This window comes from Novosphingobium sp. (assembly GCF_030699305.1).
Classification (GTDB): Bacteria; Pseudomonadota; Alphaproteobacteria; order Sphingomonadales; family Sphingomonadaceae; genus Novosphingobium.
Map to the genome: position 1 here is coordinate 258,344 of NZ_JAUYNB010000038.1, position 23,676 is coordinate 282,019.

Consider the following 23,676-nt stretch of genomic DNA (forward strand, 5'->3'; position numbering starts at 1 on the left):
ACGGCAGGCGTCATTGATCCATGTCAGCCGGCCTAGGTGGATTTGTGCGCGGCTTCAGGGACAGCCGTGTCCCTGTTGTCTGCGGCCTGTGTGCCCGCGGCCCTGGTGCGGTCCGCCCGCCTGGCCCATGCCGCCCCGGCCTCCGCCGCCCGTCTCACGCTCCAGGCAGCGCCGGAAGGCCGGCAGGTGCCGTTCGCGCGAGGCAGCCTGCAGGTCGGTCAGGACCTTCAGAACCTGAGGGTCTGAAACCCCGGGCAGCAGGCAGTCATAAAGCGCGATATTCTCGATTTCCGCCGCGATTGCTTCCTTGCAGGCCTGGGCCAATGTGGCCGGGGCAACCCCTTTGTCGGCCCAGGCATTGGCCGGCAGCGGAATTCCCAGCCGCTCCATCTGCCGCTCGACCGCAGCGGCATGGCGCCGCTCGGCCTCAATGATTCGCACGAAGGGCCGCACCGGCCCGAACTTCTCGATCACCGCGCCGTAGGTGGCCTCGGCCTTGCGCTCGTCTTCCAGCGCATCGTGGAGGATCCGGGTCAGTGCGGCATCGGTCATCGCGGCTTCCTCTTGATGCGGGCCGGGTTCAGCGCCTTGCCCGGTAGAAATTGAGCAGCATCGGCTGGTCGAACACGTAGTCGCCCTGATCGGAGCGGCCGTTCTCGAACAGGGTCCGGACTTCCTCGGTTTCAACCATGTCGCGGGTGATGGCGTTGAAGGTCTGGCCGGTCACTCGCGCCACCATGGCTTCGAAGCTGGGGTAGCGGGGATACATGGCATAGTGATAGCGGCCTTCCTCGCTGAACCGTCCGGCAAAGCGGGCAAGGGCGGCCTGGGCTTCGGTGCGGACCAGGGTTTCGTCGTGGAACGGCCGCATGACCGCGAAGTGGGTGCCGGTCATCCCGGGTTCGACGACGCAGATGAACCCGCTCTGCGTTTTTACCACCCGGGTGGCTTCCGCCAGAGCCGTGTCCATCTGGCCGATCGGCACGTGGTGAAGCGAGCGGAAGAACAGCACCCCATCGACCGAACCGGCGTCCAGCGGCAGCGATTCGCCGCCGCCTTCCAGCAGGACCAGTCCATCCACGGGTTCCGCCTCGCGGTTCTTGGCGGCCTGGATCGGATCGGGCTCTACCCCGATCACGCTGGCACCCAGTTTTACCAGTTCGCGGGAAATCGCGGCCGGCCCGCACCCGATATCGACCAGCTTCAGGCCGGCGGGATCGATCAGCGCGCTGATGGCCCCCGGATCGTTGCATTCGCCCAGATCGATGCGGTCCATTTCGGTCACTTCATGTTTCCTTGCAGAGTTAAGGGCCAATGGCGGACGATCCCGAGGCACCGCCATGCGAACCGTCATCCTACCGGCTTCGGCTCGAAACGGTAGCTCTCATGACAGGCCACGCAGGCGTTTCCGGCGGTTTCGCGGGCAGACCGGACTCCGGCCAGATCACCGGCGCGGGCAGCCTTCTCCATGGTCGCGAAGGCTTGCCGCATGGTTGCGCTGAGCGCGCGAAAATTGGCCGGCTGGGCATCGTGAAGCCCTGCCGGTGCGGTCTTTCCAGCACCGGGGCCGTGCCTGGCGGCCAGATCGGCAAGGGCCGCAAGGGCGCTGTTGCCGATAGCCCGATCGTATTCATTCAGTCCTGCCAGCAGGCCGCGCATCTGCGCCAGCGAATAATCGAGTTGCTGTGGGTCTAGCTGGACCGGTTCGCGCCCGTCGTTGCTGGCAATCGGCTGGGTTGGGGCCGGACCGGCGGATCGCTGTCCGAACTGCATGGCAACCAGGGCCAGCAGGATGGCTGCCAGCAGGAGGACGATCACCCTGGCTTGAAGCTTTGTCATCTGACTGTGTTTCTCCGCGAACCGGCACTCTGCCATTCACATAAGACAAATCTTATATTAGGAAAATATGTTTTTCACAACAGATTGAGCGGCAGTCTGAGATAGCGGACGCCGTTGCCTTCCGGCTCGGGAAGCCGGCCGCAGTTCATGTTGACCTGAACCGAGGGCAGGATCAGCCGAGGCATGGCCAGCGTCGCGTCGCGTGCTTCGCGCATGGCAACGAACGGAGGTGTCATTCTGATGCGAAACGTTCTCTGCCGGTCAAACGCCCCCTTACCCGCGCAGCACCTCAGGCCATGAGGTTTTGCCACTCGGCCAGGGCGGCCGAGCGGCGAAGCTTGTAAGTTTGTCGGTCGACGAGATGACGTTCCTGATTGAAGTGGTTGTAGATGGAGCCGTGAACGGAAGCGAATTTTTGTAACGACTTCATCTGGCGGAACCGCTGCATGGCCCGTTCTCGTCGGCGAAAGGGTAGGTGGGAGTTCTCCGCCCGATTGTTGGCGTGGCGGCCGACCTCGCGACGCGCCTCGTTACCCAGCTCGCGCATCGCGGCAGGATAGGATTTCAGGCCGTCGGTGACGATGGCTTCAGCCCGGCCATGACGTTTCAAAGCCTTGCGCATGAACCGCAAAGCCGCTGATTTATCGCGGTTTTTGGTGACATAGCTTTCCAGCACCTCGCCCTCGTGATCCACGGCGCGCCAGAGGTAGTGCATCTCGCCGCTGATCTTCATGTAGACCTCGTCGAGATGCCAGCGCCAGTGTCGGAACCCCTTCATCCGGCTGACCCGCTGGCGCCGGATGTCGGCGGCGAACAGCGGGCCGAAGCGGTTCCACCAGAGGCGAACGGCTTCGTGGCAAATATCGATACCGCGCTCAAATAGCAGATCCTCGACGTTTCGCAGTGACAGCGGGAAGCGGACGTACATCATCACCACGAGGCGGATCACCTCGGGCGATGAATGGAAATATCGGAACGGATTGGCGGGTTTTCGAGGGCGGGGCATGGCCGCACACTACCCGCCGCGCGGCTTCATCGCTAGCGGTGCAATCCTTTTGACACCGCCTCAGCGATAGTAGGATTCAGGATCAAGGTTTCCGCTTCGATCCAATCGCTGCTGGTCATTACAACGGCCAGTTCCGGTTCCCCGATTGTGTTTTCGGGGAACCGGCTCAAAAACCCTTTGCTGTCGATTGTTTCGTTTGCGAGGACTGCCAAGCGAAGGCCCTGCCTGTATTGCGCATCCGCCCCGTCAACTGGGGGAGATTTACCCTTACGGTACAACTCCCCAATGGTTTCGTGCGATGCCCCAAAGCTGGCAATGGCCAAATCAATGAGAGGATCGTTCCTTGCGGCCAGGCTGGCTTCAAGCTCTTCGCTGGCAGATGTGTAGGGCGATGCTTGAACGTCTGCGCTGTAAGGTTTGAGTTCCTCGTAAACAACGGGTGGAGGAGCTATTAATAGCCGGGCTAGGCGCGTTCGCTGTTCAATTTGGCCCATGCTCAACTTCCCCCGCAATACGTCTAGGCAGCAACTTTCCAGCCGCTGCTATCTTGTTCCAGCGTAATGCGGGCGTCGCTTTCCTCAAGGTCGGAATCCACCAGCCGCTCGATCATGTCGCGGATATGGGCGTTGCCCTCATTCAATTCCCGGTAGATCGCACGAATGAAACGATCAGCAATCTTCGGCTGGCCGCCCCGCTTCTCCCATAGAGCGACCGTCTGAGCCTCATTGCCAAGCATGGTGGCCAGCTTGGCTTGGCTCAGGCTCATCTCTTGGCGAATGAAGCGCAATTCGGTGCCGGTCAGCTTACCGCCCTTGTTGATGATCCCATGCGCAATGGCACGGTGCAGGCCCTCCACGTCATGGATGGCGATGCCCGGCCCATAGGGCGTGTCGTGTTCATCGTAGCCATTCGCCAGCCAGACGTTGCGAAGGCCGCACTCCCGATAATGATACATGCTCGCCTCCTAGAAAACGGTGATGACGATTGCCCGCTTGGGAACGTCAATCGCCACCGTCACGTCCAAATCCTTGCCCGCGACGCGGTGCGTCACAGTCAGTTTCCAATTCCCGTGCACGTCCAGCGCCACCGGCTCGCTTGCGATCCCGCGTTGCAGGCAGGTCAAAACCTGCACTGGGGAAACCTTGCGTTGCCGCATTCGCTGCCGGGCGTGATGCGTGAAGATGACTTGGGCACTGTCCTGTGCAATCTCTCGAAGGACTTTGAGCGCCGTTGCGTCGTTCATCCTCAGGGGAACCGGCCCTGCCATAACCCATAATTATTATAGGTTGGTTGCTTTAGCAAGGGCAGAGGGAGGTGACTTGCAAGCAAGTCACAGTGATCCGCGCAGTTTGTATCGCGCTGCGCGGATAGAATCGCAGGATTCAGCCAATGTCACGGCGGGAGACGTTGAAATGATTTGCGGTTGCGCAAGGCAAGTCAATCTGACTGAGAAGTGACCATCGGCCAAGGGGCGCACAAATCTGCCATTTCTGGCCGCGATTTGTCGCGTACGGTGTGGGGCCATTTACTCACCCATGCGGACCGGAAGCGCGGCCCGATTTGGACTGCCGTGTCTGCACTGCCAATCACTCGGAATTAGCCACCGGCTGGCTCGCATGTTCCCTGCCATCGAGCCGATTGGTCCGGTGGCGTCCGGCTTCAAGCAGTCGCGTTATCGGGGAGCGGCTATGGGAACCGAGCCACTCACTGATAAAATATCAATGAAAATCAATGGCCGGTGGCGGAGCTGTCAGTCTAATGCGAAACGCTCTCCGTTGGTCAAACCTCCCCTTACGCGCACAGCACCGAATGGAGCGCTGCGTCCGAGGCGTGCGCCTAAATCCTGCCTGATGGGGCGTATCTCGTGCGGTGAGACTTAACCTGACAAGATCCATCTGTTTGGGTATTGCCTGTTTACAAACAACCCTTGACGCCAGCGCGTCGGGGTTTGCCGCGGACATGCTCCTCCATCAATCGACTGGCGGCATCGGAGTCACGCGCAGCAATAGCAGCGACAATCGCTTCGCGCTGCGCATCGGCAACTGCCAATCGTTCCCCCCCCTTGATTTGTAGCATAGTCCCATTGAAGAGGAAGAACTCGGACATACGCCAATATCGCGAAGCTCTCTCTGCTTCGTACTTCGAATGGGACATGATGTGAAGCTGGCGATGAAATTCCGCCACCAGATCGACAAACGCAGCATTAACCATTTCCCCTTCCTTCGGGGCGACTTGGGCGATCTTTTGCTGCGCGAGCCCAAGAAACTGGACTTCGTGAGGTTCGTGCCGCTCTGCGGCCAGAGCAGCCATCGCCCCCTGGACGCGGCCAGCAATGAAGAAGAAATCCTCGATTTCCGTTGGCTTTGGAGAAATTACGCGACATCCGACCTGGGGCGTAATGATCAAATAGCCCTCAGCTCGAAGATAATTCAGCGCGGCCATGACTGGAGCCCGACTGGCCCCAAATTCCTTGACCAGATCGTTTGCCAGAATCTCTTCACCGAATTTATAGTATCCACGGACAAGCCGCCCGCCAATTGCTTCGCAGATCGCACCGGACTTTCCGGATAAAGCGCACTCATTGAAGTCAGCAATCGCCATTTTGAAAATCAGCCTTTGTGTATAAATTCGAACGCTAGGACGATTGAGTCGTCACAACAATCTTGTGAGCGACAGTAAAATTTTGCCGCCCCTCACTTTCCCGTCTTGGAGAGGAGCCACCGCTTGATCCCAAAGCAATCTGCCCCTGTTCAATCAGTCCAAATGCACAATCTTCATGACCGATCAAGGGATTATCTCGCCTGTTCGCGGTATGTTTGAGGCGTGATACCGGTCCATCGCTTGAACGCACGACCGAAGCTCGACTGTTCAGAATACCCTAGCACAAAAGCAACTTCATCCAGAGAAAGGTCGCTACGATCGAGATGTTCTGTTGCCATCCCAACCCTTTGCTCTTCCACAACGTCGGAAAACTTTAGGCCAAGCTGGCTTAGTTGGATACGCAGCACTCGCGGCGACAGGCCAAGCTTTCTAGCACACCAATCTACAGAGCAATTACCCGACCGGAACGAAGAGCGAATACTGTCTTCGAGCCGTTCGACGATCGACCTTCGGGTCGCCAGATGGACGCTGTCCAGATAGCCTTCCAAAAGCAGGAAGAGCTGCCGATTCGAATTGGCAACTGGATAGTTGAGCATCCGGGTAGGGAAGGCAATCGCATTGACGCCGGGAGTCTTCCGCAGACTGCAACCAAAGTGACGTTCGATCTCGGCAACGTCTCGATGCATGACGACATCGCAGAAGCTCACGTAACTGGGCTGAAACGTAAGACCGCCCACTTCACGGAGGAGTTTGGCAATAAGCAATCCGGCTTCGAACATGATCTGGCAGCCATCGAAATCCTGTACCGTCGAATTGCCGGAAAAACGCAGTTCGCTGGTCTCAACTCCTTCGACGAGTTCGAGGTTCGATACTGGCGAATGGACGACTGGAACATACTTGATGAAGCAACGGATAGCTTCGCCGAACGTCGGCGCGGCACGGCAGATCGCCGTCACCAAGCCAAATACGTCGGGACTCTGCAACGCGGCAAGTTCAAGCCCGAAAAGCGACTTGTCCAAACGCGTGCTGCAATATTCGAACACGCTGCCAAGCGTACGGCAATCGACGAAATAGTCGGGATCGTTGATCGCCAGAGGGTCGATCCCGAATCTCGCCAAAATCCCGCGCGAATCGCCGCCCAGGCGATAGACAAGGTCATGGAAACCGTTGAAATTGGCCGCCCGCATCTGCCCTTCAGCGGGAAGCGCATCAAGGGGGCCTGACAGACTGAAGAAGGCATTGTGCTCCAACCCTGATGCCTCCTCCATCATGTCGGGGCAGATCCCGACGCGCGTTGTTCCTGCGGAAGTTGAAATTCTAGTATCGAAAGCGCCTGGTTGCAAACTTTTGCTAGGCCTGCTCGGCGAGGAAGCCCGAGACTATCCCGGCAAATGCCTCGGCATGTTCGATCTGGGTCCAGTGACCGCAGCGACCGAATATGTGCAACTGGCTGTCATCGATCCAATCGAGCAATGTGAGCGACGTGGAAAGCGGGATGACCTGGTCATCGCGTCCATGAATCAGCATCGTGCGATGCGGCAGGGCACGGATATCTGCCTCCCCATGTGCCATGGCATCGACCCACCGTTGGCGTGGGGCCGGGAACATGCTGGCAAAGGCTTCCTGGATGCCCGGGCGCACGCTTGCCTCATAGCGCAGCTGAACAAGCGCATCGCCAATCAGCGCCTGATCGAAGGCGAACACCTTCATGATCGCGCGCATGTTCTCGATCGAAGGTTGGTAGCCCCAGACTGCGTCGAGCCCATCGGTCAGAGTGAACGGTACGCCAACGCTGCCCATCAGGACCAGTCTTTCAACGCGCTCCGGCCTGGCGATCGCCAGCGCGAGCGCCATCGATCCACCAAAGGAATTTCCGATCACATGGACTCGTTCAAGCTCCAGCGCATCCAGCAGGGCAATGATCTGGTCGAGCCATACCTGGCGAGTAAACGCCAAGCCTTCGGGCGACTTGGTATAGCCAAAGCCGGCAAGATCGGGCGCGATGAGCCGAAAACTGCCGTGCAGGCTTTGCAGCGTCAGGCGCCAGTTCGCCCAAGCGCTCACGCCGGGTCCAGAACCGTGCAATAGCAGGACTGGCGCGCCTTGGCCAAGGTCATGATAGTTCGTCAGAATCGAGCCCGTCGCGATTTCATGACCGATTTCAGGGTTTGGCGCAGTGCCGTTCATAGTCCAGATCCTAGTACAGAGTTCGACCCATGCCGCAGTGGCACGCAGCCGCATTGCCTGAAGTTCGCGGCGTGGGCGCCGGGCCTACGCTCGATCAAATTACCCACGATCGGGTATCGGTCGCCGCTCAACCACGGACAGCCCAAAACCCTCCAGTGCCAGAGGTTTGCCCTGACTTGAGGTCAGGAGAATCATGTTGCCCACACCGATATCACGCAGGATCTGCGCGCCGATTCCATAGTCCCTGAAGGCAAAGTTGGCCGCATAGCTGATATAGGCCTCCGGCCCGCCGCCGATCCGCTCCGAGAACCCGGTCGGGCTGGGATCACGGATGAATACTCCGACCGCAGCACCCTCATGAGCAGCCAACATTTCGATGGCGGAGCGGGCATAGTCGCGCTTGGTTTCCTTCCAACCCAGCAGATCCGCTGCCAGGTCAAGCAAGTGGACCCTGACAAGCGTCGGCGCCGAAGGATCGACATGCCCTTTCACCAGCGCGACATGTTCCGCACCGTCAATCTTGTCGCGATAGACGATCGCCCGAAAACCCTCACCAAAGTGGCTGGGAAAGGCCGTTTCGGCAATCCGCTCGATCAGCGATTCAGACTTGAGCCGATACGCGATAAGGTCGGCAATGGTTCCGATCTTCAGATTGTGCAACTCGGCAAATTTCTGCAATTCCGGCAAACGGCTCATGCTGCCGTCGGCATTCATGATTTCGCAGATAACGCCCGCGCTCATCAAGCCGGCCAGCCGGGCGATATCGACTGCCGCCTCGGTATGCCCGGCGCGGACAAGAACGCCGCCATCGCGAGCCACCAGCGGAAACACATGCCCCGGCGTAACGATGTCGTCGGAACTGCGGCCTGGATCAAGCGCAACGGCAATCGTTCGCGCGCGATCATGCGCGGATATCCCGGTCGTCACACCCTCGCGCGCCTCGATCGAGACGGTGAACGCGGTTCCATGCCCCGATTCGTTGCGCGCGACCATCGGGCCGAGGCCAAGCTGTTCGGCCCGCGAGCGCGGTATCGACAGGCAGATCAATCCCCGAGCGTGCTTGGCCATGAAGTTGATCACATCGGGCGTCGCGAACTGAGCAGGGATGACGATATCGCCTTCGTTCTCCCGATCCGGCGCATCGACCAGCACAAACGGTCGGCCGTTGCGCGCCTCATCGATGATCTCTTCGATCGGGGAAATCTTTGTACCAACCATGGGCAATCCAGCTTCCTCTCCAGCAGGTGCGCGGTTCATGTCAGCAATCAGACCGACGTGCGCAGGGGCTCTGCTTCATTGTCCTGTCTTTCCCAGGGATGGGGCAAGCCGGGATCGGTCTCGACGATAAAGCCGCGTAGCAGGTTCTTGAGCGCTGCGCCGTCCCACAGTCCCAGCTTGTCCAGAAAGACTGCTTCGGTGGATTTCGCTGCGGCCAGCGCCGCAAGTGCGCTGTCCATGCCATTCCGGTTTAGCCCGACCAATTCCACTCCATCTGCCCCAGTCATCCTTTCCAGAAGGCCCTTGGCCTCAAGACCGGCAAGAGCCTCTTGGGTATCCTCTTCGGCATCACCGTGGAACATGGCCTTCGCGATACCACCTGGGCTGCGCCAGTTGTTGTGGGCAAGTGTCACCAGCAGGAGAAATTCATCGTCGGAATAATCGCTGATCGCACCTTCCTTGCGCAGTTCGGCAGCGAACTGAAAATAGGCGCGCCACAACAAGTAGCCCAGGAAGTCGTCCTTGAATTCGGTTGCGGTCGAGGTAACGAACGGCGGGGCATCCGCCTTGCGCGATGCCAAGGCATATTTTCCGGCCTGAAAGACAAGTGGGGCGGCGTCGCTGCTCACGAGATCGACGACTTCACCGACGAAGATTATGTGATCTCCGCCCTCATACTGATGGACCGTGCGGCACTGCATCCGCGCACAACAGCCCGAAATCAGCGGTGAGCCGCCAAAGCCATCAGTGACATCGATCCCCGAGAACTTGTCTTCCCCGCGCGATGCGAACCGATTCGAAAGGTCCTCTTGCCCGGCCGACAGGATGTGAATCGTGAAATATTCGGCGTTGGTGAAGGCATCCAGGCTGCGCGCAGATTTGGCGAGGCTCCAGAGCACAAGCGGCGGGTCGAGCGAAACCGAACTGAAGCTGTTTGCCGTCACCCCCACCCGTTCGCCATCTTGACCGCAGGCGGTAATGATCGTCACGCCGGTCGTGAAAAGTCCCAGCGTGCGCCGAAACGCAAGCGCATCGAAGCCTGCTTGCTCAACACTCATGGCTTTTTCTCCCGCTTGCGATCATGGTCGGGTCTGGCATGTCGTTCCCGAAGCCATGTCAGGCGATAAACGCGCGCGTATCAGCCAAGGCCTGATCGAGCTTTTCCATCTGCAGGATATGCCCGCAGTTGTCGTAAAGCCTGACCTGGCAATTGCCGATCCCGGCGTTGAATTCCTCAGCCAAGGCTACGGGCATCAGCCGGTCATTCTTGCCCCACAGCACCAGCGTTGGCGCAGTGATCCGGTGGAGACGACCACGCAGGCCGTGTTCCGGGAAGGGCCACATGAACTTGCCCGCGCAGCCGAGCGTCCAGACGTTCTGGGCGACCGCTGCCGGAATTTCCTCAGGGTCTTCCGGCAAGGAGAACATAGCCTGGGCTGCGGGAATCGATGGGTCGTGGAACACAAAGCCAGGGATTTTTTCTGGCGCAGAGGCGTAAAGTTGGGCGATTGCCGGCGGCGCATCGTCGCGCCACATGCCAGATGGAGCAAGGCAGACCAGCTTGCTGAACAGGTCAGGGAAAACCGCCGCCAGATCACACGCAATCATGCCGCCCATCGATTGCCCGACGGCAATTGCGCCTTTCAATCCAAGCTTGCGCAGCGCTTCTTCATAAATGAGGACAAGGTCTGAATACTCGTCCACCTTGTAGATGGCATAGGGATCGCCTGGCGTCGCGCCGGGAAATTCCGGCGCATAGACTGTAAAATCCTGCGCCAGGCCATCAAGGTATTCGTCCCAGTACAGTCCGGCTGCGGGGTGAAAGTAAACCAGTGCCGGTCCCGTTCCAGCGATGCGCACGCGCATCTTGATCTGATCGTTCCAGACGCTGACGATTTCGTCCCGCTCTGGACCCCTGATGCTCGCAGTATTGCTCATTTCGCCTGACTCCAAATCTTGACTTGCGCTGGTGCGGTTACTTCGGGAGCCCTGTCGGCCACCACTTATGTTCCCAGTTCTCGTCGGCATGACCCATTTCCAACCACGCCTTGCGCAATCGCGGCATCACCTTCTCAGCAAGGAGGCTGATGTTCTTCTTGGTCAGCTCAGTCGGCATTGGTCCGTGCTGGACCATGAGGATGAGGTTGCCGATCCTGTTCTGCTTGACGAGTTCGATCAGTTGTTGGGAAACGGTGTCCACGCTACCAACGATACATGCCTGCGCATCAACGATCTGTTCATATGAGGCCGTGCGCATGATCGGGAACATGCCGAAATCACCCGGATCCTTGGCGACTGCGGCAACGCCGTTGATGTCCATGTAGCCTGGAATCCCGAGGCTAGACATCGGGATTGAGCCGAGACCAGTGTTGAAGGCCGCCTTGACGTATGGACCGTATTCCCGGTGAGCTTCCTCGTCTGTCTCGGCTACCGCCACGCATTGCAGGAAGGCCAGGCGATAGGGGTTGCGATCACGCCCGCGCTCTTCGGCCATGTCCCAGTATCGCTGGAAAATTCTCCCGGTGAGCTTGGGGCCGAACCAGCTGAAATAGAGCATGACCTGGTCACGATCGAGAATGCCCGCCAACGTGGCGGGATTGCCAACCGCCGGCGACCAGACCGGCATCGAAGGCTGGACCGGACGCGGCCAGATGTTGACCTGAGCGTGCTTGTTGAAGCGGCCATTCCAGGCGAAGGGTTCCTTCTCCTTCAGCGCCTTGTCGATCAGCATGATGTTCTCGGCGAAGCGAGGGCGGGTATCGATCGGAGGGACGCCTTGATTCTGGTTGGCATCGAAACTCAACGAGATCGGGAAACCGGCAATCAGACGTCCGCCACTGATCTGGTCGATCGCCGAGTATTCCTCAGCGATACGCAGTGGTTCTTTCGATTTGCCAAGCGCGCGTCCAAGGCAGGCCAGTGCCGTGTTCAGACCTTCCGACTGGGTCGCATAAGCGAGCGCCGCCATCTGCAGGTTGGGATTGGGCAGAATGTCGTAGGACGACTGGCCATGCTCGGTCGTGCCAATGCCATCGAAACCGCAACGCGCCGCATGAAGCATTTCGTCCAGGAAATGAACATGATCCTGATGCATCAGCTTCGGATCGACCAAATCGAAATAGGGGGTCGTCACGATTGAATCGTACTTCGAAGCAAAATCCGCAGGCATGTGCCGGTAAGGCAATTGCTGGAACGAAAGTATCTTCATCATTTCCTCCTGTCGGTCGCGCACTTTTCACGCCACCCGCCTGTTTCAGAAGCGATCACCGCATGCCCTGCCTTGATCGTTGTTATTCTAGAATGCCAAGAATCGGCCAATATTGACCGATGCTGACAATGCATGACGACACGGCCCGATCGTCAGATCAGATTCAGCACGCTGGGATGACCCATGACCATGGCGCCATAGTTGCGGGCATAGCCGTTGACGTTGAACGCCATGTGTGTCGCCGCGCTCTGGATATCCCGGAACGCGCGCTGCAGGCTGTCCCCTTCCATGATCGCGTGAGCACCACTGTTGGCAAAGATTTGCTGAGCGACCTCGTTACACGAATGGACTGACTTTGCCGCTTCCCAGAAGTGCCGAGCCTTGTCGATCATGGGTTGGTCAAAATTACCGGCCACCGCGTCAAAAGCCGCCGATAGATTGGCATGGCTGAGCGCACGCGACGCTCGGATCACATAGTCGGTATCGGCGATATAGTGATGGGTATCCGGGTTGTCCGAGAACTTCGAACGATCCATGGTCGCAATGCGGGTCGCGCTGCGCTCGATGAACTGGTCGAGAATCCCTCGTGCCATGCCATGCACGGCGGCTGCGAGCATTTCGACAAAAACCAAGCCAAATGGCAACTTGTAGATCGCACTTGAGCCTTCCGGCGGCGGCGGAGCAGCGCCGAAGATCGGATGGTGCCGACGCTCGGGCACAAACACATCTTTCATGACCAAGGAATTCGAGCCGGTACCTGCCAGCCCCATCACATGCCAATCATCAACGATCTCGTAGTCCGAACGCGGGACAAAGAAGCTGCAGTGGGTCGGCACCTCACCCGGCCCTCGCGGCGGGCGCACCCCCCCGACGATCGCCCATTGGGCGTGGTCACAGCCGCTCGAGAATGGCCACCGACCACTCAGCAAGAACCCGCCGTCCACCGGTTTCACTTCGCCTGTGGGCGCATAGGCGGACGACAGCAGGATCGAGGAGTCTTCTCCCCAGATTTCCGCCACGGTAGCATCATCCAGCAGCATCACTTCCCACTGATGCAGCGAAAGCACCGCGAGCACCCAGCCGCTTGAACCGCAAGCGGACGCCACTTCGGCGATCACGTCCGTCAGCACTGCGGGTTGCATCTCATAACCACCGTATGCCTTCGGCTGAAGGATTTTGAAAAAGCCAGCGTCGCGAAACTCGGCGATGGTCGCCTCGCTGACGGCGCGATTCTTTTCGACGGTCGCAGCACGTTCTTTCAGGTGCGACTTCATCAGCTTTGCGCGTTCGATCAGTTCATGAGAACTTGGCATGGCAGTCATTCTCTCCACACTTCCCTTGCTGCGACGAGTCCCCGGAATTTCTTGCCGCCCGGCTGGCCCACCCATCAACAGTCGCCCGGCAGGTGGAAACAGGCCTCCACCTCGTTCATTGCCATATGAAGCATTCTAGAATATAAGTAAAGCACTCGAAGCCTGAAAATGTTGCATTCCATTGAGGTGGCGCGAGATTGATCGACGCACTTTTGCCTCCCGCAGTCCGGTTTTGCGCGATCAGGCGGCGAAAAGGCGCAAGCAGGGGAGAACTGACGGCAATGACCATTTCAAGCGATTCGACACCACCCGAGGCACCCTCCAGCCAGCAGCAGTGGGATGGGATGTATGATGTCGTGGTAGTCGGTTCGGGCGCGGCGGGGATGACTGCCGCGCTTGTGGCGGCCGATCTGGGCTTGACCGTCGGGCTGATCGAAAGCTGCCAGCTGCTCGGCGGGACGACGGCGGTTTCGGGTGGTGCCGTGTGGGTTCCTGCGAATCACCACATGGAAGCACTGTCCTGTCCCGATTCCACTGCCGAAGCCCTGACCTACCTGCATGAAACGCTTGGCGACGAATATGATGAGGCCATGGCGCGCGCCTACGTTGAGACGGGACCAGCATTGATTCGCCATCTTGAGGCCACCTCGCGCCTCGCCTTCCGCGCCGGTCCGCTGCCGGACTACTACTCGAACCTTCCGGGCGGAAAGGCCATGTATCGCGCGCTGGATCCCTTGCCTCTCAACGCACGGGACCTGGGCGATGATATTGCCCTGTTGAGGCCTCCACACCCCCAGACGGTGGTTTTCGGCGCGACGTTCACCACCGGCGAGGTCGCAACGGTTCTGCGCAAGGACAAGGGCTGGATCGGACTTGTCGCAAGGCGGCTGGCTCGCCAATACCTCGACCTTCCCTGGCTGTTGCGCCGTGGCTCATCACCCCGGCTGACGCTCGGAAATGCGCTCATCGGCCGCCTCCTCCTGAGCCTGCGCGATCGCAAGGTTACGATCCTGACCGGAACCGCATTGCGAAGCCTCGTCCGGACCGACAGCCGGATCGACGGAGTTATCGCCGAACGGAACGGAAGGCCACTCTACCTGCATGCACGGCGCGGGGTGATCCTTGCGGCAGGTGGGTTCGGGGCGAATCCGCAGATGCGCAGCGCCTACCTCACCCGGTCGCCCGATGTCGTTCGCGGCGTCGCGCCCGCAGACATTAATACCGGCGAGGCCATCGCCGCAGGCATGTCAATCGGTGCCGCGACCCGGCTGATGGACGAGGCCTGGTGGATTCCGGTCTATCGTCTCGATCACGCGAAACTCACTTGCGGCATGTTCTTTGATCGTGCGTTCCCGGGCTGCATCATCGTCAATCGCAAGGGGCAGCGGTTCATGAACGACGCGGCCAATTACGATGAAGCCGGACGAGCGATGGCCGATGCCGCTGCAACGCCTGCTGACGCCAGTTATTATGTCTTCGACGAGCATTACCGGCGTAACTATCTGGCCGGCCCGATGCTGCCCATGCCGCGACCGTTCGACGTCTTCCTTGGTCAGGATGTCAAGCGACTGCTGGTCAAGGCAGACAGCCTGGCCGAACTGGCCGAAAAGCTTGAAATAGATGCCACTGGTCTGGAAGCCGGCATCGCCAGGTTCAATCGCTATGTCAGCAACGGCGTGGACGAAGACTTCCATCGCGGCGAAGAGCGGTACGAACTCCACTACAGCGATCCCAAGGTCGCACCCAACAGCACGCTTGGGCCAATCGGGAAGCCGCCATTTTATGCCATCGCCATCTATCCGGGCGATATCGGCACCAAGGGTGGCCTGGTGACAAATGCCGACGGACAAGTCATCGCAATCGACGGAACGCCAATCGCGGGCCTGTATGCTGCCGGAAGCTCTGCCGCATCCATGATGGGCCGGACCTATCCTGCCGGAGGGGTGACCATTGGGCCGGCCATGATCTTCGGCGCCAGGGCTGCGATGCACATCGCGGGGCGCAAGCTTCCGGCGCCGAGCGAAAAGGCTGTCAGCCAGAGCCGCGAACTCTGACGCCAAAGCGCCGCAGTAGCGGTGCCTGCGCGTCCTGGTTCACGCCGCCACAGCGAAGGTTTGACCAAGGCTCGATAAGAAGTCTTATCGAGCCTTGGAATCAAGCCATCGTGCAGACCGGCACTGCGCGAAAAATCATTACCCTCGCCGCGTGAATGTGAGCGGAAGCCGGGCAATTGTGTGTGTCGCGACCGTCGGCAGATAGGTTATCTCGTCGTTCGGAATGGCAAGCTGAATATTGTCCATCCGGCTGAGCACTTCGCGAACCGCCACTTTCAACTCCATCCGTGCCAATGCGGCGCCGACACAGCGGTGAATGCCTGCCCCGAACGAGACATGCCGACCGATATTGGGCCGATTCATGTCAAACTCGCGCGGACTATCAAATTCGCTGTCGTCGTCATTGGCCGAAGCGTAGAGCAACAAGAGGTGCGCGCCCTTTGGCAATGCGACACCGCCAACTTCTACATCCTTGGTCGTCATGCGCGTGATGCCGCGAACCGGTGGATCGAAGCGCAGCAATTCCTCGACAAAGCGCGTCACGACCCGGTCATCGTCAAGCGATGCGCGCAGCGTGGCCGCGATGTCTGGCCTGGTTGCGAAAATGTAGAACATCGTGGTCAACGCTGTCGCGGTGGTCTCGTTGCCAGCAACGAGCAGGGCGACACCCAGCGTGACCAGTTCGTCCAGTCCGAGGGTCGGCTGATCGGCGTCGTCCAGCCGGGCGTGGACAAGGTCGGAGATCATGTCTTCGCGCGGTGGGGAGTTCTGGCGATCCTTGATCTCGGCGAGGAGGAAATTCTGCAGGTCACACACATCCTTGGCCGCGCGCAGCATGTCTTCGCGGCTCTGCATACGGCTGATCTGCTGGGTCAGCGCCAGTGCCCAGCGCTGGACGGTGGCAGAAGGGAGATCGACGCCCAACTGCTTGCAGATGATGCGGCTGGTCATCGGCATGGCGAATTCGCTGAAAACCTCTCCTTCGCCTTTCGCCAGGAGCTTCTCGACCAGATCGACGGCGATATTGGTAATCTCCGGTTGCAGGGTCTTGACGCGGTGCGCGGTGAACGCCGAATCGAGTAGGCGGCGCACGCGGGTATGCTCAGGTGGATCCGTCATGATCGCGTTCACAAAGAAACCGCCGCCGTCGCGCTCAAGAATTTCCTTGTATTCCTTCAGGAATCCCTTGGCATACTGCTCAGCAAAGCCCTTCTTCACCGAGAAGGTGATCGGGTCGCGAAGGACTGTCTGCAAATCCTCGTAGCGCGAGATCAGATACATATCGAGGTTCTTGTCGTAATGAACCGCATCATCCTTGCGCATTGCTGCATAAAAGGCATTGGGATGCGCTAGGATTTCCGGATCAGCGAGTGATGCCGTGGAAAGATCAATGCCATCCGCTGACGCTTCTGTTGAGTTATTCTGGATCATGGTTGTTTTCTCCAATTCTCTGAATTTCAATCTGGAAAGTTGACTTCGTACATCTGCCTGAACAGCTCTTGTGCTCCTAGGTGGTTGCGACCGTCACGCGCAGGCCATCAAGTTCGGAAGAGAGCCTGATCTGGCAGGAAAGGCGGCTTCGTCCCGGTTCGAAGTTCTGAACCATAAGATCCAATGTATCGGTCTCAATATCATTGGGCGGGCCGACCCTTTTGGTCCATTCGGGGGGCACATAGACATGACAAGTGCCGCAATCGCAGGCACCGCCACAGTCCGCGAGGATACCATCGACACCGACGGAACGTCCGGCTTCCATTAATGTGCCGGTTGCGGGAATTCCTGCGAGCAGGCGTTCGCTCCCATCCTTCTGGACAAACGTGACCGAGATGATGCTCATCGCCTGACGCCTTTCGTTGCTAATGGGGTCATGAAGATATCTCCTGTATGATCCTTGCACGCGCTTGGGCGACTTCGATGAAGCGATTGATGGGATCCCCGGTCGATGCCCCGCCATCAACGACAAGCTCTTGCCCTGTAATCTGTGCCGACATGTCGCTCGCCAGGTAGAGTGCCGCGTTGGCGATATCGAGTGGTTTACCCCAACGTTTGAGCGGCTGCGCCGCGAGACGCAGCGGGCGAACCACCTCGTGAATCTTGCGGATCATCTCATCCGACATCCCCTTGCCCGGAAACGCCGACATTTCGGTTTCGATGTTGCCAGGGGAAATGCAGTTCACGCGAATGCCGTACTCGGCCAGATCGATCGCAGTGCATTTGGTGAAATGGATCACTGCCGCCTTCGATGCACGGTATGTCAGGATGCCGCAGCCGGCCTGCGAACCCCCGATCGACGCGGCATTGATGATCGAACCGCCACCATGGTCCTTCATGTGCCGCGCTGCTCGCTGCGTGCCCAGCATGACACCCAGCAGGTTCACGTTGATCACCTTCTGGAAATCAGAAAGGTCATCGTCCACGAAGCGTGGGAATATCGCCTGTGACACGCCGGCATTGTTGAACATGACATCGAGTCCGTCGAACTCACTGACCGCAAAATCGATGAGCGCCTGGACCTGGTCCGCCTCGGCAACATTCGTGGCGAGGAAACGTGCGGCACCGCCAAGCTGCGCTGCTAGCGCTTCACCCCGTTCGCAGTCCATGTCTGCAATGACAACCCTGGCACCTTCGGCGGCAAAACGTTCAACCGCGGCCTTGCCCAGACCATTGGCACCTCCGGTTACAATTGCGACCTTGCCGGCCAGCAGTTGCTCCATACATTCCTCCTCAATCACCAGAAAACCCGGTTAAACGCTGACAGGTGACCGCTGACGTTCGCGCGAACACAAGGATCAGCATGTGATCCCGTCCGCTTTGAGCTTCGCCTGAGCGTCAGCCGAAAGTCCCAGGATGTCTCCCAAGACATAGCCGGTATCAGCCCCGAGCCAGGGAGCGTCATCGCAGATTTCCGCAGCACGTGAAATTTTCGCTCCCGGCCCGACAATCGGTCGGCTCGCACCATCGGACTGTGCCGCCTCGGGAAAGAAGCCACGCTCCCAGAGCAGCGGATCCGCGATCAGGTCCATCGAATTGCAGCTCTTGCCCGCAGCGATGCCTCGGGCCTGAAGTTCGCTGACCAAATCGGTTGCCGCACGGGTGGCAACCCACCCGGACACGATCCGGTCGAGTTCGACTTCGTTGGCTTTGCGTCCGGTCAGGGTATTGAAGCGCGCATCCGTCGAAAGCCCAGATTGGCCGATCACATCAGCAAGCGCCTCCCATGCCGCATCACTGGACACCGCAATGCTGATCCAGTCCCCGTCCTTGCAGCGATAGGTGCTGTGCGGCGCCATCTCGGCGTGCCGTGTGCCATCGCAACCATGTTCGATGCCATTCAGGGTGAAGTCCATCATCGTATCGGCAACCATGGTGGTCATGCATTCGACTGCGGAAACATCGACGAACTGCCCGACACCCGTCCGGCGAGCATGCAGCAGGGCCACAAGCCCGGCGAAGGCAGCTGCCGTACCGTAAGTGGAATCGGCATAGCGCATGTTCATTCCGGTCGGGGGCTTCCCGGCGCTGCCAACGAGCGAGCTTAACCCGCCGATGGCGCAGAAACACGGTGCATAGCCAGTCTGGCTGGCGAGTGGGCCATCGTTGCCATACATCCCCATGGTAATCTGGACTATCCGCGGGTTGACCGCCCTGACCACGTCCCACCCCAAACCCAGCCGCTCCATCGCGCCCGGGCGGAGGTTGTCGACCAAGATGTCGCAATGCCGCAGCAGGTCGAGCACAAGTTCAACGCCTGCGCGCTGCTTGATGTCGATCTGCGCACTCAGCTTTTGCGGGTTGACGGACATGAACCCGCGCGCCTTGTTGATATCGCCAGTCAAGGTATCGAAACGGGTGAAGTCGAGTGACCCCTTGGTTTCGACCTTGATCACTTCCGCCCCCATAAAGGCGAAGTGCTTGCCGGTTTCCGGGCCAGCCCAGATCTTTGAAAGTTCGACCACACGCACGCCTGCGAGAGGGCCACCGCGCTGTAACTTAGCCATATTCAGTCCCTCCCCTTGCCCGTGCGGATGCCTTCAGACAATTGCGACAGCACCTCTTCACTGTCCTTACCCAGCAAGGGCGCAGACGTGACGACCCTGGCCGGAGTTTCGCTCATCCTGTAGGGGACCGATGGGTATTTTACCGTGCCGAGGACCGGATGCGTAACATCCACGAAGTATTTCCGATGCTGGTACTGCGGCGAAGCCACGACTTCGCTCGGCGTATTCACCGGTACAAGCGTTATGCCGAGCGCCTGCGCTTCATGGGCTGCGTCGACCTTGTTCCGCGACTTTAGCCATTCGCACAGATCGCGGCGGGTCAGCGCAATGCGCTCGGGTGTCAGCCCTTTCATCAACCAGTCGGGCGGCAGATCATGCGTCCATTCTGGATCACCTATCATCTTCCTGTAGGCGGCCCATTGATCAGGTGTCGCCATGAAGACGTAGATGAAACCATCCTTGCAGGGAAATATCCCGCCGGGACCGTGCATGTCGAAGCCACCGCGCCAATCGGTGACATCCATTTCGCCAGCGACGAACTGCGCTACAACATAGTCGGCCCGCGAAACCATGACTTCGTGCATCGACACGTCGATGAAGCGTCCGCGACTGTCACTTTCCCTGTCGAAAAGACTGGCCACGACATACATGGCCGCTTCCTGCCCTGCTTCATAGTTGCAGAAGAAGCGCCCGGGTCCCTTGAGCGGCGGTATGTCCTCATGGCCTGCCCCCGGGGTGTGAAATCCCCAGCCACTGGTGTGGAAGACCGTCAGATCTTCGGCGTACTTGCGCTCGTCCGGCGGGTTCTGCCCATAGGCAGTAATCGAGCAGAGCACGAGTCCCGGTCTGACTGATTCCAGCGATTCAGGATCAAGACCAATGCCGGCAAGCCAGCCCGAGGAGTGATCATCAATCACAACATCGACCTTGTCGAGGAGCAGCGCGAGCGTTTCGACACCCGTTTCTGCCTCAAGGTCGAGCACGATCGAACGCTTGTTCGTGTTGAGATAGGCAAAGAGGCCACTGCGCTCGTTCGCATCATTACCCGACCCGAAGGGCCCCAGATGACGTGTCGGACTACCGCTTCCCGGGCGTTCGATCTTGATCACCTCCGCACCGAAATCGGCCAGAAGCTTGCCGCAATATTCGCCGGCAACCCCCTCAGAGAGTTCAAGTATCTTATAGCTACTCAAGGCTGACACAGAAAAACCTCTACTGTTACGTCGTTAAACCAACACCGGCCGGAGGCCGTCAGTCGCACCGGGATCTGCGGTACGATGGCATCTGACCGTGTTTTTGTTTCGACTGAATTTGCATTTTGATCGACCTGTTTGCCCCTCCATCCCGATTGGAGACGAGAGACGTTCACATCATTTCGCTTTCCGTCCCGAAGCGCTCAGCCGCCATTCTGGTGGAATCTTCGCTTCGCCGCTCTTGACCGCCTTGGCCAGGTCACCCTTCATCGAATCAAGCGAAAGCGTCTGGTCTCCGGCATCGGGCTTTGCAAAATGCCCCAGAGTCTCGAAGATGGATGTGAGCGTGCTGCCCATATATTCGCCGCGCTGCTGCTTATATATTTCAATGAAGGTCTTCTGCATGACAATGCGATCGGTTGATCCATTGTGCGCGCAGGCCATGGCGTATTTTTCAACCTCTGCTTCCAGTTCCTCCCTGGGAACGATGCGGTTGATAAAGCCGCATTCGCGCATTTCGGCTGCGGTAAAGGGGCGGCCAGTGAAAAGCATCTCCTCGAACTGCCTGAGGCCCATGGTTTCAATCCAGGTCCACATGCGAGGCCCCCAGCCCATGTAGCGAAACGCGGCATGACCGAAGAGCGCATCGTCCGAGGCAATAACCAGGTCAGCATCGGCGGCCTGATAGAAGTGCCAACCGTAGCAATAGCCCTTGACCTCGACGATGCTGATCTTCTTGAACTCCTGTAGACTTCGGCTTCCCCCCCGCGAGCTGGCGTAGAGAGAATTGACGTGGAAAAGATTGCTGAAGCTATCGGCGGGCGGATACTTGACGCCCGACTGCTGATCGATGCCAAATTCAAAGAGCGGGTCGTTCTGGAGCTTCTGAAGCATTTCGGGAAGATCCGCGCCCGTGCCGAGATGCTCACCGACGCCCCGGATGACGATAACCTTAACCTCGTCATCGACATTGGCCATATGCAGGAGTTCGGCAAAACGCATGCGCATTGCCGTATCGGGCGCGTTCATCTTTTCCGGCCGGTTCAAAGTCAGATAGGCGACCTTGTTCTCGACATCCTTTTGATAGGTAAGCATTTCATCAGTCTTGCGCGCTTGATCGCCTGACATCGCGTAGTTCCCTTTTCTGTATTCGCGCCGCGTTTCTCGCGGCAACGTCGTCGTTAACGGCGCTCTGCCGGAGCGAGATCGAGTGCGACATCGCCGATCATGTCATCCTGCCAACCGATCATCTTGCAACCATCGGCTTTACTTGTGCTTCCCGGACCCGCGGGTTGATTGCCCGCACCCCATAAGCACCCGCCGCAGCAAGCGGATCAAGCCCATCTCGCAATGGGGCAATCATTCCATCGCGATCGGCATCTGGCAGCCAATCAGCCAACTCGTCGTGGGGCGCTTGATGCATCTGACAATCCTCAATGCGATTCATTTTATACCAGCTACCATCGCTTGAATCTAGCCTCCTAGTATGCTAGCACCCTGTCGGGCGTTGGGCAACAGGCGGGTGGCAATGAAGTCCACGATGCAGCGGGGCCGGTAACGGGAGGGCATTCAAGTGAGGGGGCGGGGCGTTTTGGTTTCGGATTTGACCGGAGAAATCGGACTCAGTGGCAGAGGTCAACGCCCGATCGCTATCGGGAGGCCCTTGGTTTGACCGCTGGCACTGAGGATCCGGGATCTGGATCGGCCTGCTTGGCTGAGTGCCTCGGCATCGAGGGCGGCCACAATCCTTCCCTCTATGTCTTTGGGGCTGCCGTGGCGACGCGGACAAGAAGATTGCGTATTTCGTCTGGCGTGGCTGTGGCCCCTTTCGATCACCCAGTGCGTGTCGCCGAAGGTCTGGCGGTGCCGAGCAATATCTCAAACGGGCGCGTCGGTTTCGTACAGGAGCTCAGCTGCTTGCCTCGGAGAGCCGGAGCATATGGTTTTGCGCCAGGCCACCGAGGAAGAATGGCCGACAAGCTACTGGCAATCGGCTGCTGTCTCCGGGCGGGCGAAGCCGTCGATTTTTCTGTTGAATTCTGTACTATTTCCGGCGCACGCCGCGGTTTTGATCCGACTATCTTGAAGAAATGTGCGCCTGCGATCGCGCTTTCGACGCGGCGGGGATTTTCTGTAGGGACGGGGCCAACACGTGGATCATGGTCAGTGAGGAGCCGGAGCGGACTCTCAATCAGGGCGCGCTCAAGGTTTTCCCACCCGATCAGGCGGCCGCCCATATCTGCAAGCAGATTGATCCGGCCCCACGGCGAGAAATTTTGCAGGCAGTTGCCAGCGGGCTATCCATCAGCCTCTCACAGCAGCGCATGCAGAACCCTTGGCCAATCAAGTTATGCCAGCCTTTCAGTGAATTGACCCAACATAATCGGGAACAACCATGCCCCAAACCACACCTCGCATCGCCCCATTGCCGCTCGATCAGGTTCCTGATGAAACCATGGCGCTCTTTGGCGGGAGGGATAATCCCCGCAATCAGCTCAACTTCTTCAAGATCCTTGTTCAGAATCCCATTCTGCTCAAGAAGTATGAGCCGTTTGCCATGCGCCTTGGTCGCGAACCGTCGATCCCTTTGCGTGATAAAGAAGTGCTGATTCTGCGCACGTCAACTTTGTGCGGCGAAACCTACGAGTTAGCGCATCACCTATTCATTGCGCGCCAGGCTGGCATGACGAATGAAGAGATCGAGGCAGCGAAGCAAGGTAGCAACGATTTGCCTCCATTTGAACGGGCCCTGGTCAAGGCCGCCGAAGAGCTAGTGCGAGACCACTGCATCGCTGACGACACTTGGACGGTTTTGGCTGCGCGCTATACCAATAGCCAACTGATTGAACTCGTCTTCATGGTGGCAAACTACACACTTCTGGCGATGATCAACAATAGTCTTGGCATCTATCCCGAGGACGAAGTGGAGCACGCTTGGAAACCGACCAACCCGGATTGATCCGGTCCGACTCGTGGCTTTGACCGAGAGCGGGCGGGGCAGGGTCGGAAAGCCAATTCGGTCTCCGACATGTCCTATGCACCGATTGACACATCCTTAG

General features: G+C 58.8%; 24 protein-coding genes and 1 pseudogene. 3 read left to right on the top strand and 22 right to left on the bottom strand.

Annotation, left to right across the window (positions count from 1 at the left end):
* Window positions 1-54 precede the first annotated feature (54 nt).
* The 16 genes and pseudogenes from Q8Q53_RS15885 to Q8Q53_RS15960 form a co-directional block, all read right to left on the bottom strand.
* Complete coding sequence (locus Q8Q53_RS15885; protein WP_305702759.1) at window positions 55-552, bottom strand: DUF2202 domain-containing protein; 498 nt, start codon at window positions 550-552, stop codon at window positions 55-57.
* A gap of 28 nt (window positions 553-580) precedes the next feature.
* Window positions 581-1,276 carry a class I SAM-dependent methyltransferase gene (locus Q8Q53_RS15890; protein ID WP_305702794.1) on the bottom strand — a complete coding sequence of 232 codons (696 nt, stop codon included), beginning with the start codon at window positions 1,274-1,276 and terminating at the stop codon, window positions 581-583.
* Between the two features lie 74 nt (window positions 1,277-1,350).
* Window positions 1,351-1,839 carry a cytochrome c gene (locus Q8Q53_RS15895; protein ID WP_305702760.1) on the bottom strand — a complete coding sequence of 163 codons (489 nt, stop codon included), beginning with the start codon at window positions 1,837-1,839 and terminating at the stop codon, window positions 1,351-1,353.
* A gap of 74 nt (window positions 1,840-1,913) precedes the next feature.
* A pseudogene (locus tag Q8Q53_RS15900) lies at window positions 1,914-2,063 on the bottom strand (MBL fold metallo-hydrolase); the annotation flags it as partial.
* A 65-nt stretch (window positions 2,064-2,128) separates the two neighbouring features.
* Window positions 2,129-2,845 carry an IS6 family transposase gene (locus Q8Q53_RS15905; RefSeq protein ID WP_305702761.1) on the bottom strand — a complete coding sequence of 239 codons (717 nt, stop codon included), beginning with the start codon at window positions 2,843-2,845 and terminating at the stop codon, window positions 2,129-2,131.
* Between the two features lie 32 nt (window positions 2,846-2,877).
* Complete coding sequence (locus Q8Q53_RS15910) at window positions 2,878-3,339, bottom strand: hypothetical protein (protein ID WP_305702762.1); 462 nt, start codon at window positions 3,337-3,339, stop codon at window positions 2,878-2,880.
* Window positions 3,340-3,362: 23 nt separating this feature from the next.
* Window positions 3,363-3,800 carry a DNA-binding transcriptional regulator gene (locus Q8Q53_RS15915; RefSeq protein WP_305702763.1) on the bottom strand — a complete coding sequence of 146 codons (438 nt, stop codon included), beginning with the start codon at window positions 3,798-3,800 and terminating at the stop codon, window positions 3,363-3,365.
* Window positions 3,801-3,809: 9 nt separating this feature from the next.
* Window positions 3,810-4,088 (bottom strand): DUF4258 domain-containing protein, encoded by a 279-nt coding sequence (locus Q8Q53_RS15920; protein ID WP_305702764.1) that lies wholly within the window; start codon window positions 4,086-4,088, stop codon window positions 3,810-3,812.
* A 671-nt stretch (window positions 4,089-4,759) separates the two neighbouring features.
* Window positions 4,760-5,446 (bottom strand): GntR family transcriptional regulator, encoded by a 687-nt coding sequence (locus tag Q8Q53_RS15925; RefSeq protein ID WP_305702765.1) that lies wholly within the window; start codon window positions 5,444-5,446, stop codon window positions 4,760-4,762.
* Window positions 5,447-5,637: 191 nt separating this feature from the next.
* The gene (locus tag Q8Q53_RS15930) at window positions 5,638-6,717 is read right to left on the bottom strand and encodes an AraC family transcriptional regulator (RefSeq protein WP_305702766.1); all 1,080 of its coding nucleotides are present in this window, start codon (window positions 6,715-6,717) and stop codon (window positions 5,638-5,640) included.
* A gap of 79 nt (window positions 6,718-6,796) precedes the next feature.
* Window positions 6,797-7,633 (bottom strand): alpha/beta fold hydrolase, encoded by an 837-nt coding sequence (locus Q8Q53_RS15935; protein ID WP_305702767.1) that lies wholly within the window; start codon window positions 7,631-7,633, stop codon window positions 6,797-6,799.
* A 99-nt stretch (window positions 7,634-7,732) separates the two neighbouring features.
* A complete protein-coding gene (ribB, locus tag Q8Q53_RS15940) occupies window positions 7,733-8,890 on the bottom strand; it encodes a 3,4-dihydroxy-2-butanone-4-phosphate synthase (RefSeq protein ID WP_305702768.1) in 1,158 nt (385 codons plus the stop codon).
* An 8-nt stretch (window positions 8,891-8,898) separates the two neighbouring features.
* Complete coding sequence (locus Q8Q53_RS15945; protein WP_305702769.1) at window positions 8,899-9,909, bottom strand: flavin reductase family protein; 1,011 nt, start codon at window positions 9,907-9,909, stop codon at window positions 8,899-8,901.
* 58 nt (window positions 9,910-9,967) lie between these two features.
* A complete protein-coding gene (locus Q8Q53_RS15950) occupies window positions 9,968-10,879 on the bottom strand; it encodes an alpha/beta fold hydrolase (RefSeq protein ID WP_305702770.1) in 912 nt (303 codons plus the stop codon).
* Complete coding sequence (locus tag Q8Q53_RS15955; protein ID WP_305702771.1) at window positions 10,827-12,059, bottom strand: LLM class flavin-dependent oxidoreductase; 1,233 nt, start codon at window positions 12,057-12,059, stop codon at window positions 10,827-10,829. The genes Q8Q53_RS15950 and Q8Q53_RS15955 overlap by 53 nt, the downstream gene beginning before the upstream one ends.
* Before the next feature lie 152 nt (window positions 12,060-12,211).
* Window positions 12,212-13,381, bottom strand: coding sequence for an acyl-CoA dehydrogenase family protein (locus Q8Q53_RS15960; protein ID WP_305702772.1), 1,170 nt, complete (start codon window positions 13,379-13,381; stop codon window positions 12,212-12,214).
* A gap of 272 nt (window positions 13,382-13,653) precedes the next feature.
* Between Q8Q53_RS15960 and Q8Q53_RS15965 the strand changes: the two genes are divergently transcribed.
* Complete coding sequence (locus Q8Q53_RS15965; protein ID WP_305702773.1) at window positions 13,654-15,426, top strand: FAD-dependent oxidoreductase; 1,773 nt, start codon at window positions 13,654-13,656, stop codon at window positions 15,424-15,426.
* 138 nt (window positions 15,427-15,564) lie between these two features.
* Here the strand turns inward: Q8Q53_RS15965 and Q8Q53_RS15970 are convergent, their stop codons facing one another.
* From Q8Q53_RS15970 to Q8Q53_RS15995, 6 genes are all read right to left on the bottom strand, one after another.
* On the bottom strand, window positions 15,565-16,857 hold the full coding sequence (locus tag Q8Q53_RS15970) for a cytochrome P450 (protein ID WP_305702774.1): 1,293 nt from the start codon (window positions 16,855-16,857) through the stop codon (window positions 15,565-15,567).
* 76 nt (window positions 16,858-16,933) lie between these two features.
* Window positions 16,934-17,263 (bottom strand): 2Fe-2S iron-sulfur cluster-binding protein, encoded by a 330-nt coding sequence (locus Q8Q53_RS15975; RefSeq protein ID WP_305702775.1) that lies wholly within the window; start codon window positions 17,261-17,263, stop codon window positions 16,934-16,936.
* Between the two features lie 28 nt (window positions 17,264-17,291).
* Window positions 17,292-18,140 carry an SDR family NAD(P)-dependent oxidoreductase gene (locus Q8Q53_RS15980; RefSeq protein ID WP_305702776.1) on the bottom strand — a complete coding sequence of 283 codons (849 nt, stop codon included), beginning with the start codon at window positions 18,138-18,140 and terminating at the stop codon, window positions 17,292-17,294.
* 75 nt (window positions 18,141-18,215) lie between these two features.
* Window positions 18,216-19,388: a CaiB/BaiF CoA-transferase family protein gene (locus tag Q8Q53_RS15985; protein ID WP_305702777.1), complete on the bottom strand. Its 1,173-nt coding sequence runs from the start codon at window positions 19,386-19,388 to the stop codon at window positions 18,216-18,218.
* Between the two features lie 38 nt (window positions 19,389-19,426).
* Window positions 19,427-20,617, bottom strand: coding sequence for a CaiB/BaiF CoA-transferase family protein (locus tag Q8Q53_RS15990; RefSeq protein WP_305702778.1), 1,191 nt, complete (start codon window positions 20,615-20,617; stop codon window positions 19,427-19,429).
* A 177-nt stretch (window positions 20,618-20,794) separates the two neighbouring features.
* The gene (locus Q8Q53_RS15995; RefSeq protein WP_305702779.1) at window positions 20,795-21,745 is read right to left on the bottom strand and encodes an enoyl-CoA hydratase/isomerase family protein; all 951 of its coding nucleotides are present in this window, start codon (window positions 21,743-21,745) and stop codon (window positions 20,795-20,797) included.
* A gap of 369 nt (window positions 21,746-22,114) precedes the next feature.
* Between Q8Q53_RS15995 and Q8Q53_RS16295 the strand changes: the two genes are divergently transcribed.
* The gene (locus Q8Q53_RS16295; RefSeq protein ID WP_371136576.1) at window positions 22,115-22,990 is read left to right on the top strand and encodes an LLM class flavin-dependent oxidoreductase; all 876 of its coding nucleotides are present in this window, start codon (window positions 22,115-22,117) and stop codon (window positions 22,988-22,990) included.
* Window positions 22,991-23,012: 22 nt separating this feature from the next.
* A complete protein-coding gene (locus Q8Q53_RS16000) occupies window positions 23,013-23,576 on the top strand; it encodes a carboxymuconolactone decarboxylase family protein (RefSeq protein WP_305702780.1) in 564 nt (187 codons plus the stop codon).
* The last annotated feature ends 100 nt before the right edge of the window (window positions 23,577-23,676 follow it).